This window comes from Paenibacillus sp. 01T431 (assembly GCF_056398625.1).
In genome coordinates, this window is record NZ_JBFTPT010000004.1 from 360028 (window position 1) to 376227 (window position 16200).

Sequence of the window (16200 nt, forward strand, 5' to 3'; positions counted from 1 at the left end):
AGAGAGCCTGCTCCTGCAGGCTCTCTTTTTTGAAGAAATTAGACAATTTCTTTGCGATAATGACTAGGAGATATCCCTTTCACTTTTTTGAACATTTTCGAGAAGAGAAGAGGGTCGTTATAGCCGACGGAGTGGGAAATATCAGATACCGAAAGCTGTTGATTGTTCATGAGATCACAAGCTTTATCCATTCGATAATGCAATAAGTAGGTTTGCGGCGATTGGTTTACTACTTCCTTAAATAAGGCGGATAAGTATATGCGGTCTATGCCGATGAGTCTGGCCAGCTCAGTAATGCTTACTTTGGTGTAGTAATTCATTTTGATATAATCGATCGCTTTACGAACATAAACATCCTTTGCTTTAGGCAAATAACCGATTTGATTAGGGGCAGTCAGCATATCGATCCAATCCGAAATAAGGCGATAGAGCAGGCTATGAACGACAAGACCGCTGTTTTTCTCAAGTTCCCCTGCATCATTAAACTGTTCTAACCAAGGCTCAAACCAATTTGCTGGAGCATACGAGAATGAAGGTGCCGTTTTGCTTAAGTGGACCTGTTCAAGTAATCCGTCAACACATGTTCCTTGAAAAGCAATCCACGAATAGACCCACGGATCTTGAAGATCCGCCTTCATATGGCATATCGTATTTGGAAATACCATAAAGCCTTGTCCTTTTTTTAAGGCATATGTTTTTCCGTTAATCTGATAGGTGCCTTTACCTTCATGAATAAATAGAATTTTGTAATGATCCTTAACGCCGGGTCCCCAGCTATAGCCAGCTTCGCAGAACTGCTTCCCATGATAATAATAGACCAGATCATAATGCTCGCACATTTGTTGTCACTTCCTCAATTGTAGCTCTTCAATATATTACATTATGACATATATGACTTGCATGTGGACATTCCTTATTGCAGCAAAATTAAGCTATACTTTAAAAGCAATGATGTTGCAAGTAATCATTATAGCATGTATCAAACAACGAAATCATTCTAAAAACAAAGGGGAATATGATAAATGCCTTATGCTGCTGATTCATCACGTTATTCCGATATGTTGTATAAACGCGCAGGCAAAAGTGGAATTAAGCTGCCTGCGATATCCCTTGGTCTATGGCAAAATTTCGGCGGCAATCAACCGCTTGAAAACTCACGTGCAATGCTTTTAAAAGCGTTCGATCTCGGCATTAATCATTTTGACCTAGCAAACAACTATGGACCGCCTGCCGGTTCTGCTGAAGAAACGTTCGGAGCAGTATATAAGAAGGATTTGGCTCCCTATCGCGATGAGCTTCTAATTTCTACAAAAGCGGGCTATTACATGTGGGAAGGTCCATACGGCGAATGGGGCTCACGTAAAAATTTGCTGTCCAGCTTGGATCGCAGCTTAACGAGAATGGGACTTGATTATGTCGATATATTTTATTCCCATCGTCCTGATCCAGAAACGCCGCTTGAGGAAACAATGGGCGCGTTAGATCATGCGGTAAGACAGGGTAAAGCTTTGTATGTAGGTTTATCCAACTACAGTGCGGAGCAGACAAGCGCTGCTGTGAAAATTTTGAAACAGCTAGGGACGCCTTGCCTGATTCATCAGCCGAATTACTCCATGCTGAACCGTTGGATTGAAGACGGTTTGCAGGATGTACTTTCTGAGAATGGCATAGGCTCGATCGCTTATTGCCCGCTTGGAAGAGGACAACTGACGAATAAGTATGTCGATAAAATCGAAGCGGAATCGAGTGCAGCTTCCAGCGCGATGAAACCAGAAGCGATCACGGCAGAGCGGGTTCGAAAATTCCGCAGCCTAGAGCAGCTAGCGGCAAGAAGGGGACAAACCTTATCCCAATTGGCATTAACATGGGCTCTGCGTGAAGGTGGAGTTACCTCAGCATTGATCGGTGTCAGCCGCGTAAGCCAGATTGAAGAGAATGTAAAGGCACTGGAGAGTGCTCCGCTGACTGCTGAAGAATTAGCCCAGATCGACGCTATTATGAACAATATTGGAGATATTCCATGGTAATACCAAGCCCAGGCGCATACGCCTGGGTTTTTCTCTGCTTTAAACGTTGTAAATGAACCCAAAAGCAGGAAATGATACGTGTTTTGTGGAAATAAACGAAGGAAATCAATATAAACGAGTGAGGGAAACTATGACCCATCTTACTGAAGCTTTCATCGATGCAATGGCGCCCAATGCGGGAGCAATCAAAAACGGTAACGATCTCGTACGCAAAAACAGCTTTCAGAAGTTATGCCGTACGGAAGACGGATTGTTGCTATTTGGAGAATGTAAGGGAAGCGGCAAAGAGCCCTATAGCTGCTCCGTTGATTTCGTAAAAGCCGAACAACCTGTATTTCGCTGCTCCTGTCCAAGCCGTCAATTTCCATGCAAACATATATTAGGACTTTTGTATGCATATGCTGGAGGAAAGGCTTTTTCAACGGAAGAGATACCTGCGGATATTGCAGATAAGCGCGAGAAAGCGGACAAGCGTGAAGAGAAAAAGAAGGAAGCTGCCGCGATTCCAGCAGGTACAGAGACTAAACGCAAGGTTAACAAAAACGCTCTTATCAAGAAACTCGCTTCACAGCTTGAAGGGGTCGAGCTCGTTCACAAGCTTGTGCAGCAAATCGTGCAAAGCGGTTTAGCTTCGTTGGATAAACGCTCTCTTCATATGTATGAGGAACAAGCAAAACAGCTTGGCAATCACTACATACCCGGGCTCCAAGCAGCATTTCGAGAGATATTGGTTTTAGTAGGCTCAAGTGAGAATCCGGAGACGATTTATTCGGAGGTTTGTGAGCAGCTTGCTGCTATGCATGCTTTAATTAAGCGCAGCCGGGATTATTTGAAGGCGCGAATGGAAGATTCGAGCATCCCAATGGATATCTCAAGCCCTCTTGAAGAAAAAATTGGCCATGCATGGCAGTTAGCTGAGCTGCGTGAGCATGGACTTCTCCGTGAAGCAGCTGAGCTTGTACAGCTATCTTTCCGCTCCTATTCCGACGAAGCACGCGGTGAACATGTGGATGAAGGGTATTGGATGCAGCTTCAAGATGGAGAAATCGTTATCACACGCAGCTATCGGCCTTTCCGAGCAGCCAAACATATGAAGGAAGAGGATAGCTGCTTTATGGTTGTCCAAACGAAGGAGTTATTCGTTTATCCAGGCGATTTGAATAAAAGGGTTCGCTGGGAAGAGATGACCATGCGTGAATGGATTCCAAGTGATCGTGTTGTTATTCGTTCTTATGCAGAGCGATCCTATTCAGCGGCAGTAAAAACGGTGAAAAATCAGCTCAAAAATCCATTAGCTGACCGCAACCCGGTCATGCTGCTTCATGCTGCGCAGGTGGCAAATTCGGAAGGCGGATATGTTCTAGTTGATGAGCAAGGAGCTAGGCTTCCACTTGATGCCATCTCAAAGCTGAATCATCCTACGTTACCTTTACTACGTTATTTAGATATAGAACTGCTTGCAAATGTGGCGGTACTCGTCATGTTCGAGGATCGACTCGCAGAAGGAAAGCTGCTGGCACAGCCTTTGGCTCTAATTACCGAACAAGAAATGATCCGCTTATTCTATTAATGGTTGACGAAGGAGCAAAACATGAGTATTCCATTATTGCGAGAATTGTATGAAGACGTTCGCCGTTTAATCATAGCAGGTGCGGGCATGGCGGCAGATGATGCGCGTTTGAGAAGATCGCTCCCTCAGCTGCAGCAATTTGGTGAAAAGGCACCCATTTTCAAACGAATAGCAGAAGAAGTCGATAGTGTTACGAGGTCTAAGCAAGAGAATGAGGCTGACAAGCTGCTGGATTTATCGGTATTGCTGCAAGCGGTCTTGCATACACAAAGCTCTATTGAAGCGCCAGGTGAGCTGCTGCCCGTTGGCATAGAAGCAGCAAATAACAAAACGATCACGACGACCCCTTATCGAAAGCTTAAGCCGCTTATTGATTCGCTGACGCTTCGCGGTCCCAATCGGCTCGAAGCCATTAAACAAGGGGTTGAGGCAGGACTGTTCAACGATGTAAGAACATTCGCACCAGCCGTCAACGCTTTGAGAGACGGCTATTCTGAAATTGCTGAATATGTCGCAGATCATGTCATCCCACTTCTTGGTTCAGCTGCCTTGCCAATTCTGCATGCGGAATTTGATATGCAGGGAGGCAGCGGCGACGCGAGAATGCTCGTATGCCTTTATAAGCTGGCGAAGGACGAGAAGGAACTATGGCCAACTCTGCTGGCAGCGCAGAAGGATGGAGGATTGCCGGTACGTATAGCTGCGATATCGCTTACGGCTGGTTTGCCTAGCTTCGAGGAACATTTGCTCGATCTGTCGCATGATCGAAAAAAAGAGATTCGCAGCGCAGCTTTAATGGCATTGTCCCACTTCGATTCTACACAAGTCGTTGACCGTTTGATGGAATCACTAAAGAAAAAAGATACAGACATCGCCATAGCTCCCATTCAAGCGTGTGAGCTTCCTGCATTAACCGAGCAATTGTTGGTTTATGGTTTAGAGCTGGCTGAACATGTCGTTTCAGCTAAACAAGATACGGGCTTCCAAGAAAAGTTCAGCAGCGTCATCACTTGCTTTCAATCCAAAGCAGACATTGTTGCTGTAAGAGAATTTCTGATGCAAATGTTAAATGATGATGAGCTTTATTTTCAAGAGATGGAACCGATGATGAGCCAAGCAGCTCAAATATTATTAGATTCCAAAAATAATGAGGCATTAGTGTTTCTTCATGAGCTTCGCAATCGCCGCGCCTATTTGATCGCGTATTCGTTCAAAGCCGCACGACAAGTATTAAGCCCAGCAGATGTTTTTGACAGGTATGAAGGTTATGTAGAAGAGAAAAAGAGTAAAGTTGCACGCGAGCTAATACAAGCCATATATGAACTTACTCCTCATACGGTTGTGCAAGCCGCATTTACGCAACATCAAAATCAGTGGAGCTGGGATGCGAGATGGGCAGATCGCTTTATCACATTAAATGAGGAAGAGCTTGTATGCCGATTAGTGGAACGCCCTAATGAGAGGGCAATCCACTATTTAGTCGACAAAGCGAAAGTAGCGCCACAACTGATGAAGCATCGATCAATTCATATTTTGTACACGTTATTCCGGCTCGGACATACTGATACGCCAGAGATGCTAATGTCATCACTGGAGCTTTCTACGCAAAAATCCTTTTATTATATGGACCGAGATTTGCAGCTATTAATTGCTATGCTTCCGAGGGAATTTGCGGATAGGCTTCAGCAAATCGCGGATAAGATGTCAAGCGAGTACTCTCGTGACCAATTAAAGCAGCTAGCCGAACACATTGCCGCTAAGCCAGCGGAGCTTGAATCGAAACCAGAAGGAGCGGGATTTCTAGCATGGATCAAAAACAAACTATCTTAAGGTTGCCTGCAGAGCAGTTATATGCACATGAACTCGAAGCACTGAAGAAACATGATACTGGAGAGAAACCGGCAGGCTGGCAGCTGTCACCGCGGGCAGTATTAACTTTTATTACAGGTGGCCGAGCTGGCAAGGTAGATATTACGCCAAAATACATTGGTCACACAAGACTCGTTGAAATTGCGATTGCGACACTGCTTACTGACCGAGCCTTATTGCTTATAGGTGAGCCGGGAACAGCAAAGTCATGGCTCTCGGAAAATTTGACGGCGGCCATTCATGGCGATTCATCTAAGGTTATTCAAGGAACCGCTGGTACAAGTGAAGAACAGGTACGATACTCATGGAATTATGCAATGCTTCTTGCTAATGGTCCGTCCGAGGAAGCGCTTGTCAAAAGCCCGATCTATCGTGCGATGGAGGCAGGAGGAATTTCGCGGTTTGAAGAAATATCACGCTGCGCTTCAGAGGTACAGGATGCTTTAATTTCCATTTTATCGGAGAAGACGATTTCTGTACCTGAGCTAGGCAGAGATATTCCCGCTGCAAGAGGTTTCTCCATTATTGCAACCGCAAATACGCGTGACCGCGGTGTCAACGATATGTCCGCCGCTTTGAAGCGTCGTTTCAACATCGTTGTGCTGCCGGCACCATCAGATTTGGATACGGAAGTAGCCATTGTACGCAAACGGGTAAGCGAGATTGCTTCCAATTATCGGCTCGGTGAGGTTGTTCCTGAAGAGGAAGCTGTACGCAAGGTTGTAACCATTTTCCGCGAGCTGCGCAGCGGGATGACACTAGACGGCAAAGAGAAGCTGAAGCAGCCAAGCGGTGCAATCTCAACTGCGGAAGCAATATCCTTGCTTATTAATAGTATGGCGCTGGCAAGCAGCTTTGGGGATGGGCAGGTTGCTGAAGAGGACCTCGCTGCCGGTCTGCTTGGAGCTGTCGTTAAGGATGAAGCAAAAGATGATGTGGTATGGAAGGAATATTTGGAAAATGTGATGAAAAAACGTGGAGCCGAGTGGCGAGGGCTATATCGTGCTTGCCGTGAGCTGAGTTCGTGAGTACGGCTGCCGTATCCAATTACGGCGTTCATTTGTTCGGCGTAAGGCATCTCTCACCAACCGGGGCATTTCATCTGCAAACTTTTCTTCAAGAAGTAAAGCCGCAGCTGGTACTCGTAGAAGGGCCATCAGATGCAACGGAGCTTATTAGTCAAATCACATTAAAGGGTGTAAAGCCGCCCATTGCCATATTAGCATATACCGATCAATTGCCAATCCGTACGCTTGTTTTTCCGTTAGCAGAGTATTCCCCTGAGTATCAAGCATTCGTATGGGCAGCTAGAAATGGCGTTGAAGCCAGATTCATCGATTTGCCGTCCGATATATCGGTTAGCCTTCACTTGAAATTAAGTGCTGCTAGTGATAAAGAAGATTATGCCGAAGGTGCCCGCTCGCATCGTGAACAAATCAATGATCGTTATGAGCAAGTGGCTATATCAGCGGGAGAATCCGATTACGAAACCTATTGGGAACGTTCGTTTGAACATAGCAGCGAGCCTAATACCTACCGCCATGCTATTCATGCTTTTTCAAGTGAGATGAGGCAGCTATCTGAGACGGATGAACGGATATATACACCGCTAGAGGCCGCTCACAATGAAATTCGCGAAGCTTACATGCGTGCACGAATTGCTGAGGCGATAGAAGGAGGCATTCCAGCTGAGCGAATTGTAGTTGTTACCGGAGCGTATCATGTTTCAGCACTCGAAGCGGAATTGGATGGTATGACTGAGCAAGAAGCAGCAGCATTGCCTAAGATTCAGACCAAGCTGACGCTTATGCCCTATTCGTATTATAAGTTATCCAGTCATTCAGGCTATGGAGCGGGTAACGCGGCACCGTCCTATTTTGAGCTTGCTTGGCAATGTTTAGTCAGTGGTGACCTTGGAAAGTTGTCTTCCGCTTATCTAGCAACGATTGCAGGTTATATGCGGCAGAGCGGGAATTTCCGTTCCGCAGCTTCTGTTATCGAAGCAGTAAGACTAGCTGAATCACTGGCATCCCTGCACGGAGGAAGATTGCCGACGCTGCGTGATCTTCAAGATGCCGCCATTACTTGTCTTGGATATGGCGAGCTTTCGATTGTAGCAGATGCGCTTGCAAGAACGAATATTGGTACTGCTATTGGTGCTTTGCCAGACGGTATCAGCCAAACCCCTATTCAAGAGGATCTTAATCGAAACTTGAAATCGTTAAAGCTGGAAAAATATAAAACGACGGTAGCAACTGACCTTGAGCTGGATCTACGAGAGAACAGAAGAGTGAAATCCGAGGATGCTGCTTTTCTTGATTTAAGAAGATCTTTTTTTCTTGAGCGCCTTCAGCTCCTATCGATTAGCTTTGCTAAGAAACGCGCAGTCAAGCAGGACGGCGCAACATGGGCAGAACACTGGGTGCTCTGCTGGACGCCAGAAGCCGAGATTGAGATCGTTGAGTCCATCATGAAAGGGGAGACGATCGAACTAGCAGCTGCTTTCTCTATTAAGGAGTCTTTAGCGCAGAGCACTAACATATTAGACGCTGCGTCGCTCGTTAAGGCAGCATGGCAATGCGGGCTGCCCGCATCTATGGAAGATGCGCGTCGCACACTGCAAGAGCTGGCAGTAGAAGCGGGTGACTATACTCAAATTGCAGCGACACTTCGTGAATTGTCTATTCTAGTACAATTTGGCGATGTTCGAAAAATGAATACGGATGTGTTAGTACCTCTTCTTCAACAGCTTTTTTTAAGAGGTACGCTGCTCCTTGTTGATTCGTCGATTTGCAGTGACGATGCCGCGGCAAATATGGCTTCAGCAATTATCGATATGCATGCTGTATCACAGCAGCACTTTGAGGTCGTGGATGACGAGCGATGGGTACAGCAACTAGAGGAGCTTGCTTATCGCGATGATCGGAATGCTAAACTGTCAGGTCTAGCATTTGCTTTGCTGCTTGAGCGCAACCTCATCGATCATGAACGGTTAGCACGAGAGGTATCGAGACGATTATCCCCGGGGATACCTGCTGATATTGGAGCTGGCTGGTTTGAAGGCATGTCACTCCGCAATCGTTACGTGCTGCTGTCTCGGAGGCAGTTATGGGAACAGCTCGACCTATATACAAGATCGCTTGATGATGAGCAGTTCAGACGATCGCTTGTTTTTCTTAGAAGAGCTTTTTCATCCTTTGAAGCTAGAGAAAAAAACGCGATTGCGCAATTATTAGGTGATATATGGGGTTTTGGATCCTTAGAGGCGGCCGATGTATTGCAGCGCCCACTGAGCAGTGAGGAGCAACAAAAAATAGATGAGCTCAATGAGTTCGACTTTGGAGACTTATAATATGAGCGATAATGAGCATTTCGAACAATTAAAGCGTTGGCGCCTCATTTTGGGACATTCTGCAAACGACAAGCTATCGGACATGGCGAATGGCCAGGAATTGCTCGATAATGAACAGAGCTTGATGGATCAAGCTCTTGCAGCCATTTATGATGAAACAACTGAGATTATGACGGACAAACCCAAAAACAGCGGTGGTCGTTCAGCTGGTCTTGGCGCATCATCGCCCAAATTAACCAAATGGCTAGGTGACGTTCGCAGCTTCTTTCCATCTGATATTGTATCGGTCATTCAAGCGGATGCCATTGAGCGGAAGGGTTTGACACAGCTGTTGTTCGAGCCGGAGACGCTAAGTCAGGTGAAGCCTGATATTCGGATGGTTGCGACACTCATTGCGTTAAAAGGCCGTATCCCTGAGAAAACAAAAGAAACAGCAAGATTACTCGTTCGCGAGGTCGTCGATGAAATTTTAGCTCGCTTGGAGCATGAAATTCGGCGAGCCGTTACAGGCGCTTTGAACCGAAGAAAACATTCACCGTTGCCTTCGATGACAGGGCTGGATTGGAAAACGACAATCCGCAGAAATTTGAAACATTATGATTTGGATAGCCAAAAGCTTATTCCAGAACGGTTTTATTTTTTTGAACGCGCTCGGCGGAGTAAGGAATGGACCGTTATCCTCGATATCGATCAGAGCGGTTCGATGGCGGATTCGGTCATTTATGCTTCTATTATTGGTTCTATTTTTGCGAGCTTGCCTGCCTTGGATACACATGTTGTCGCCTTCGATACTGAAGTTGCTGATTTAAGCGAGCAATGTGCCAATGATCCAGTCGATATGTTGTTTGGCATTCAGCTCGGCGGCGGCACAGACATTAACAAATCAGTTCAATATTGCGAGCAGTTTATTAGCGACCCCAAGAAAACATTGTTTATTCTAATTTCAGATCTCTATGAAGGCGGCAACCAAGCATCACTTATTAGGCGGATGGAAAATATGCGGCAATCCGGCGTTAGCGTAATTTGCTTGTTAGCCTTGTCGGATAGCGGAGTTCCTTCTTATGACGCTGCGCTTGCAAAGAAGCTGTCCACATTTGGCATTCCATGCTTCGGCTGTACGCCGGACAGGCTTCCAGAGCTGATTGCAGGCGCGTTGCAAGGGCGAGATTTGCAGGAGCTTGCTAGCGCAATTGATCCAGCGGGTAAATAAACCTTATAAACAGTTTATGGAATCTTAAGCTTTAATTAAACTTTACTTACAAGCCTCTTAACGATTGATTGTTATCTTTAGTAATAGATAACAAGTCGATTTTGGGAGGTTTTTTTTTATGCAAACAAAACTATATGTCCTATACGGCGGCAAATCCGTCGAGCATGAGGTTTCATTAAAAACAGCATACACCGTTATTCAATCCATAGATGATTCTAAATTTGAAGTATTCCCCATTTACATTACGCGAGAAGGACTATGGTGTACGCCTGACAAGTTAAATCAAGAAGGACTTCAATTAACCGATCTTATAGCTTTGCCCAAGCTTAGGAGTGAAGCCGAGTCCATTGGACAGGTTTTAATGAGTCAATTCGCATTGCCAGGAAAAAAAGTTGTCTTGCCGCTGCTGCATGGCTCATATGGAGAGGATGGAACCGTACAAGGGCTGCTGGAATTGCTTAATGTTCCTTATGTTGGGAATGGTGTATTATCCTCAGCGCTTACACTGGACAAAGCCATCTCAAAGCAGCTATTAGAGCAAGCAGGCATTCATCAGGTCGACTACCGTGTTTATCGATATGATCAATGGCTCGAAGATCATTCAAAGGTACTTCAAATGGCAGAGGAGACCATTGGTTATCCTTGTTATGTGAAGCCAGCCTCACTTGGATCAAGCATCGGCATCAGCAGATGCCACGACAAACAAGAGCTGGTGGCTGGCATTACCGAAGCATTTAAGTATGACAACAAAATTGTGCTTGAGCGTGAAGTGATCGGCAGAGAGATTCAAGTGGCTGTTATGGGTAATGAGAAGCCGCTTGCATCACTGCCAGGCGAATTCATCCATGACCATGTCTTCTTCGATTTCGAGTCCAAATACATGGATAAGCAGCTAAAGATGTCGATTCCAGCGCATCTATCCGAAGAAATCACGTCGCAAATTAGGCAGCTAGCCATCAAAGCATACCATACTCATAACTGCTCGGGTCTTGCACGGGTAGACTTATTCTTAGATGGCAAGGGACAGTTGTATTTGAATGAAATCAATGCACTGCCTGGCTTTACGAATTACAGCATGTATCCGGTCATGTGGGAGCGGACGAATGGAACTCGATATTCGGAGCTTGTCGAGAAATTAATTGATTATGCTATCATGCGTCATGCTGAAAAACAATCGATACAGTACACGAGGTGATCGGTATGCTTAGAGATACTTGGGCTGACATTCATTTGAATTATATTCAAGACAATCTTATTCAGATTCGCGAAACGCTGCCAAACCATGTCAAGCTGATGGCAGTTGTGAAAGCAAATGGCTACGGACATGGCGATCTCGAATCTGCGCATATGGCTGAACAAGCAGGCGCTGATGTTCTGGCTGTTGCTTATTTAGAGGAAGCGCTCCGCCTTAGATCCTATGGCATGAAGCTGCCTATCCTTATTTTGACACCAATAGACGCTGAATATGTACACTTAGCCATCGAGAATGATTTGATGTTAACCGTTACAAATGCCACATGGTTTAAGGAAATGAGAAAATACAAACCGACTGCATCTGCCAAGAAGCTTCTTATCCATGTGAAAGTGGATACGGGGCTCGGGAGAATTGGTATTCAATCAATAGAAGAGTGGGACAAGCTTGTGCCATGGCTAAAAGCGCCAGATATCGAAGTGGATGGATTTTACACTCATTTTGCAACCGCAGGCAAAGTAGATACGACATTTCTTGAGCTGCAAACGAAACGCTTTATGGAGATGATGGAATGGAGCAAAAAGTCCGGTCTTCATATTCGTCATTATCATTGTGCGGGGAGTGCAGCTGCACTCCGATTTCCTAATCTTGCAATGGATATGGTACGCATAGGGGCGGCGATGTACGGCTTTTATCCTGAAAAGCTTGTGCAATCTGTGAAGCTCAAGCCTGTTTTGAGCTTGCACAGCAAGCTCATACAAGTAAAGAAGCTGCGCAAAGATGAGTGCCTAGGATACGACAATTCCTATCAGGCAGAAGAAGAGCAATGGATTGGCACAGTTCCGATTGGATATGCAGACGGCTGGTCACAAAGCATGCAAAATTCCGAGGTGCTGGTCAATGGACAACGGGCAAAAGTCGTCGGCAAAATATGTATGGATCAGCTCATGGTCAAGCTGCCAGGACCTTGTGCGGAAGGAACACAGGTGACTTTAATCGGACGACAGGGAGCAGAAGAGATCACATTTACAGAGCTAGCCGCCCATATTGGGAGCGTAGCACAGGAAATATCAACGTCGCTAACAGCTAGAGTAACAAGGAAATACAAGGACGTAGAGGAGGCTTGGACGAATTGGGGCAACCGAACCAAATTGAAACCATTCAAGAAAGCGGTTATGTAAAGCATACAGCTGTTCAAGTTAGTCGTGCAGAAATGTATGAAGGACATCTGGTATTGGTTAATCAAGCCAACCCTATAAAACAGTCCATTTCACTCGACAAGTTGATCCCGCTTCATACTAATCCTGATATAAAATTGCTTGAGGAAGGTTTGTTGCTAGAGAAAACATGCTTGCAGGATTTCAATATACTTCTAAATGAATCTCAAGCCATGAATGATATTATTGCAGTTAGCGCTTATCGCTCGAGAGAGGAGCAGGAGCAAATCTATGAAACCTCTCTAGTGGAAAATGGAGACGAGTATACCGCTTGTTATGTGGCTTTGCCAGGTCATAGCGAACACCAAACGGGACTTGCCATCGATGTTGGGAAAATAGATGAGCATGTCGACTTTATTGCGCCATCTTTTCCAGATAGCGGCATCTATATGGCATTCAAGAAGCTTGCTGCAAAAAATGGCTTTATTCAGCGGTACAAAGCAGGAAAAGAGGCTATAACAAACATCTCTTGTGAGCCTTGGCATTTTCGTTATGTCGGTTATCCTCATGCCGAAATTATGGAGCAGCATGATTTTTGCTTGGAGGAGTACATCGATTTTGTCCGAAAATATACTTATGGCGGGAATTATCTCACCGTAGAAACAGATAGCATGCTCGTGCAAATTTATTATGTGCCGGCAGAGGATGGACCTTCCACGACTGTTCCCATCCTAAATGGTGATCTATATCGAATATCAGGAAATAATAGGGATGGTTTTATCGTTACGGCTTTTACTGGAAAAGGGCAAAGATCACATGGTCTCTAAACCCAATTATAGTGGGCTCGACTGGCTTAAATTTATAGCGGCCCTATTCGTTATTGCCAATCACACCAGTCCGCTGCTCTCGTATAACGAATATTTTGACTTTCTATTCAGCGGAATCATCTCGCGATTAGCGGTGCCTATATTTTTTATGTCAACGGGCTTCTTTTTCTTCCGAAAGCTGACAGGATATAAAGTTAAAGATCAAAAAGCGTTGTTCAAGTATTTAAAGAAAATCGGAATCTTATATCTGATTGCTGTCTTATTGTACATTCCTTTGAATATGTACAAAGGTGATTTTTCTACTCATTTTACCTTTGGTTCCTTTATAAGAGATATAGTTTTTGACGGTACGTTTTATCATCTATGGTATCTGCCTGCGCTAATCATTGGACTTGTTCTTACGTATTATTTGCATCAGAAAATGTCGCTTTCCATGCTGCTCGTTGTTGGTTTGTTGCTCTATATAGTAGGACTCTTCGGAGATAGTTATTATGGAATTACGGAAAACATAGCTGTTCTAAAACATGTCTATGAATGGCTGTTTCAATTTTTTGATTATACACGCAATGGTTTATTCTATGCACCGATTTATCTCATATTAGGCATATGGGCAGCAAAACGTCCACAGCCTGCTAGAACGCCGATAAACTACGCGGGTTTGTTTCTGATTTCGTTAGCACTAATGATAGCCGAAGCATCCCTTCTGAAAGCAATACAATTTCCGCGGCATGACAGTATGTACGTATTTGCATGGCCAGCAACCTACTTCTTGTTCCACTGGGCGTTATCCTGGAAAGGCCGGTCTGGAAAAGCATTTAGGGAGTGGCGAGTATGGATTTATATATTGCATCCTATCGCTATCGTACTCGTTCGAGGAGCAGCTGAATTCGTGAAGCTGGAAGCTTTATTCATTACAAATAGCCTCATTCATTTTGTCGCTGTATGTCTTGCATCTATCGTTATGGCAGCACTCGCCGTACGAATATCCGTCATAAAATTTAAGTTACGACCATAGATATGATAATGGGAGATGTTCGTTAAGCAAATGAACGAGAGGAGAAGCCGCAGCGAAGGAGCATTACATGCAGCTGGGAGGGATTGCAATGAGTAACGAACTGCTCATTCAACTACTCGTGCTTATCGTAATGATCATCGATATGGCTAACCGATCCAAAGATTCGTAACGTTAAAAGGCAAAACATCGAAAGTGGTGTTTTGTCTTTTTTTTCGTGTTTGTATGAAAGGAGAGGAAAAGACAGCGCAGCAACGAATATGTTTAGATGTTGAGAAAATAAGAATCGTTCCCTTAAGCTTACGTTTTGAGAACGCATTAGATAGGAAGGAGCAACGCCGTGATTGAATGTCCTTGGTGCGGCAGCAGCGTTATACTCGAGCATAATTGTTGTCCGGAATGTAAACAAGAGGTTCTTGATGAGCATTTAGATCCCTTTGTTGATGAGCAAGAGAATGAGCTTGAAGAATCAGATCTCGAACTGGATGAGTATGATATAAACAACAGCATCGCGAATTCATTCAAATGCACAAAATGTAATCATAATGAGTGCGATATTAATGAATTGGCTATGACAGGTGCGGGATTAAGCAAGCTTCTAAACATTCAATATCAACATTATTTATTTGTTTCTTGCATGCAATGCGGATTTGTTGAAATATATGATCCAACGATATTAAGACGACGCAAGTGATGCTATTTCAAATTCAGCTTTAATGGAAACATACAAAGAATTTAGCTTGAAGGAAGGTTATAGTCCATTCATGCTTAAAAGGTTAACAGGAGGATTTTCTAGTGAAATACGAAGTTATTTTGTTTGATGCGGACGATACCTTATTTGATTATTCTTTAGCAGAGGCGCATGCCCTTAAAAGTGTTTTCTTGGAGTTTCAAGTCGACCTTCTACAATCACATATTGAACTCTATCGCTCAGTTAATCAGCAGCTGTGGAATGATTTTGAAAAGGGTGAGATTACTCTTGATTTTTTGCGGCATGAGCGATTTAGAAAACTGTTTGCAGAAGTTAAAGTCGAGCTTGATGCTGTGCATTTTAGCGAGCGTTACGTTCATTACTTGGGAGAGGGCTCTTTCTTAATCGAGGGCTCGGATGTTCTTATTCAGCAGGTTCTTCATAATGGGCATCGCATTGCAATCATCACAAATGGGATTAAACAGACACAGCATAGTCGAATTGGCAGGTCTGCTTTAGCTCATTCGTTCGAGCATATTATCGTTTCTGAGGACACTGGTTTTTCGAAGCCGCAAACGGGAATTTTTGATTTTGCATTCGAGAAGCTGAATCTGATCAATAAATCAAAGGTGCTTATGGTCGGAGATTCATTAACATCTGATATCCAGGGCGGCCTCAATTATGGCATCGATACTTGCTGGTACAATCCGAAGCGAAAGCCTAATCGTACAAGCATTATTCCAACGTATGAAATTCATCATTTAAACGAGCTGCTGCAACTACTATAAAAAAGCTGTTATCGTATAAAATTGGATCAATCATTCATTCGTAATGTTTCCCTGCATCGGGAAACTTTCCTTCTGGCGGCATCCAAGAGCTTTGGAAAATGTTTTTTTCATTAACTACTGAATAGGTATAAGTCCAACCCTTTTCGTTTATAAAATTAACGTTTAAGTGATAAGGGTTATATTGTCTACCTACTTGTCGACTAATTTCCCACTTTTGATTAGGGTACCGTTCCTCTAAATATAGATTTAGCTGTTTTGTTTTATTTGAAACTTGATAATCAATCCAGTAGGGACGAATAACAAAAAGCAATAGCAAAAGTACAGTTAATGAACAAGACATACATAAACTCAGTTTTCTAACCTTCTTGGGTAAAAGTAATGCGATAACAAACATAATCATGACAAACACAGTCGAAGCTGCAATTTCAAATATGGTTATTGGATGCAAAGAAATCCCCACCTCAAATTTTCATTTGTAGGATATTAGTTCTTCCATCATAGCCTA

The 16200-nt window shown here is 44.1% G+C and carries 14 protein-coding genes; 12 read left to right on the top strand and 2 right to left on the bottom strand.

From position 1 onward, the window contains the following. Positions 1-38: 38 nt before the first annotated feature. Positions 39-839, bottom strand: a complete 801-nt coding sequence (locus AC1DM9_RS09380; RefSeq protein ID WP_477579617.1) for an AraC family transcriptional regulator — start codon at positions 837-839, stop codon at positions 39-41. Positions 840-1022: 183 nt separating this feature from the next. On the opposite strand from AC1DM9_RS09380, the gene AC1DM9_RS09385 reads away from it, so the two are divergent. The 12 genes from AC1DM9_RS09385 (at position 1023) to AC1DM9_RS09440 (ending at position 15695) form a co-directional block, all read left to right on the top strand. After that, positions 1023-2027: an aldo/keto reductase gene (locus tag AC1DM9_RS09385; RefSeq protein ID WP_477579618.1), complete on the top strand. Its 1005-nt coding sequence runs from the start codon at positions 1023-1025 to the stop codon at positions 2025-2027. 130 nt (positions 2028-2157) lie between these two features. After that, a complete protein-coding gene (locus AC1DM9_RS09390) occupies positions 2158-3597 on the top strand; it encodes an SWIM zinc finger family protein (RefSeq protein WP_477579620.1) in 1440 nt (479 codons plus the stop codon). 21 nt (positions 3598-3618) lie between these two features. After that, positions 3619-5427 (top strand): HEAT repeat domain-containing protein, encoded by a 1809-nt coding sequence (locus AC1DM9_RS09395; RefSeq protein WP_477579622.1) that lies wholly within the window; start codon positions 3619-3621, stop codon positions 5425-5427. Then, the gene (locus AC1DM9_RS09400; protein ID WP_477579623.1) at positions 5403-6494 is read left to right on the top strand and encodes an ATP-binding protein; all 1092 of its coding nucleotides are present in this window, start codon (positions 5403-5405) and stop codon (positions 6492-6494) included. The genes AC1DM9_RS09395 and AC1DM9_RS09400 overlap by 25 nt, the downstream gene beginning before the upstream one ends. After that, positions 6491-8818 (top strand): DUF5682 family protein, encoded by a 2328-nt coding sequence (locus AC1DM9_RS09405; RefSeq protein WP_477579625.1) that lies wholly within the window; start codon positions 6491-6493, stop codon positions 8816-8818. Before AC1DM9_RS09400 ends, AC1DM9_RS09405 begins: the two co-directional genes overlap by 4 nt. Before the next feature lies 1 nt (position 8819). Further along, positions 8820-10028 (top strand): VWA domain-containing protein, encoded by a 1209-nt coding sequence (locus AC1DM9_RS09410; RefSeq protein WP_477579627.1) that lies wholly within the window; start codon positions 8820-8822, stop codon positions 10026-10028. Between the two features lie 118 nt (positions 10029-10146). Next, a complete protein-coding gene (locus AC1DM9_RS09415; RefSeq protein ID WP_477549328.1) occupies positions 10147-11223 on the top strand; it encodes a D-alanine--D-alanine ligase family protein in 1077 nt (358 codons plus the stop codon). 5 nt (positions 11224-11228) lie between these two features. Continuing rightward, the gene (gene alr, locus AC1DM9_RS09420) at positions 11229-12401 is read left to right on the top strand and encodes an alanine racemase (protein WP_477579629.1); all 1173 of its coding nucleotides are present in this window, start codon (positions 11229-11231) and stop codon (positions 12399-12401) included. Next, positions 12353-13204, top strand: a complete 852-nt coding sequence (locus AC1DM9_RS09425; protein WP_477579631.1) for a D-alanyl-D-alanine carboxypeptidase family protein — start codon at positions 12353-12355, stop codon at positions 13202-13204. Before alr ends, AC1DM9_RS09425 begins: the two co-directional genes overlap by 49 nt. Next, positions 13149-14219 carry an acyltransferase family protein gene (locus tag AC1DM9_RS09430; RefSeq protein ID WP_477579633.1) on the top strand — a complete coding sequence of 357 codons (1071 nt, stop codon included), beginning with the start codon at positions 13149-13151 and terminating at the stop codon, positions 14217-14219. Before AC1DM9_RS09425 ends, AC1DM9_RS09430 begins: the two co-directional genes overlap by 56 nt. A gap of 337 nt (positions 14220-14556) precedes the next feature. Beyond that, the gene (locus AC1DM9_RS09435) at positions 14557-14910 is read left to right on the top strand and encodes a zinc ribbon domain-containing protein (protein WP_441882267.1); all 354 of its coding nucleotides are present in this window, start codon (positions 14557-14559) and stop codon (positions 14908-14910) included. A 101-nt stretch (positions 14911-15011) separates the two neighbouring features. Continuing rightward, the gene (locus tag AC1DM9_RS09440) at positions 15012-15695 is read left to right on the top strand and encodes a YjjG family noncanonical pyrimidine nucleotidase (RefSeq protein WP_441882264.1); all 684 of its coding nucleotides are present in this window, start codon (positions 15012-15014) and stop codon (positions 15693-15695) included. A 34-nt stretch (positions 15696-15729) separates the two neighbouring features. Here AC1DM9_RS09440 and AC1DM9_RS09445 read toward each other — a convergent pair whose 3' ends face one another. Continuing rightward, complete coding sequence (locus AC1DM9_RS09445; protein WP_477579635.1) at positions 15730-16143, bottom strand: hypothetical protein; 414 nt, start codon at positions 16141-16143, stop codon at positions 15730-15732. Positions 16144-16200: the final 57 nt, after the last annotated feature.

Bases quoted from the DNA above. Each gene is read 5' to 3' on its own strand.
- AC1DM9_RS09380 (WP_477579617.1), bottom strand. From the start codon at position 839: ATGTGCGAGCATTATGATCTGGTCTATTATTATCATGGGAAGCAGTTC.
- AC1DM9_RS09385 (WP_477579618.1), top strand. From the start codon at position 1,023: ATGCCTTATGCTGCTGATTCATCACGTTATTCCGATATGTTGTATAAA.
- AC1DM9_RS09390 (WP_477579620.1), top strand. From the start codon at position 2,158: ATGACCCATCTTACTGAAGCTTTCATCGATGCAATGGCGCCCAATGCG.
- AC1DM9_RS09395 (WP_477579622.1), top strand. From the start codon at position 3,619: ATGAGTATTCCATTATTGCGAGAATTGTATGAAGACGTTCGCCGTTTA.
- AC1DM9_RS09400 (WP_477579623.1), top strand. From the start codon at position 5,403: ATGGATCAAAAACAAACTATCTTAAGGTTGCCTGCAGAGCAGTTATAT.
- AC1DM9_RS09410 (WP_477579627.1), top strand. From the start codon at position 8,820: ATGAGCGATAATGAGCATTTCGAACAATTAAAGCGTTGGCGCCTCATT.
- AC1DM9_RS09415 (WP_477549328.1), top strand. From the start codon at position 10,147: ATGCAAACAAAACTATATGTCCTATACGGCGGCAAATCCGTCGAGCAT.
- alr (WP_477579629.1), top strand. From the start codon at position 11,229: ATGCTTAGAGATACTTGGGCTGACATTCATTTGAATTATATTCAAGAC.
- AC1DM9_RS09430 (WP_477579633.1), top strand. From the start codon at position 13,149: ATGGTTTTATCGTTACGGCTTTTACTGGAAAAGGGCAAAGATCACATG.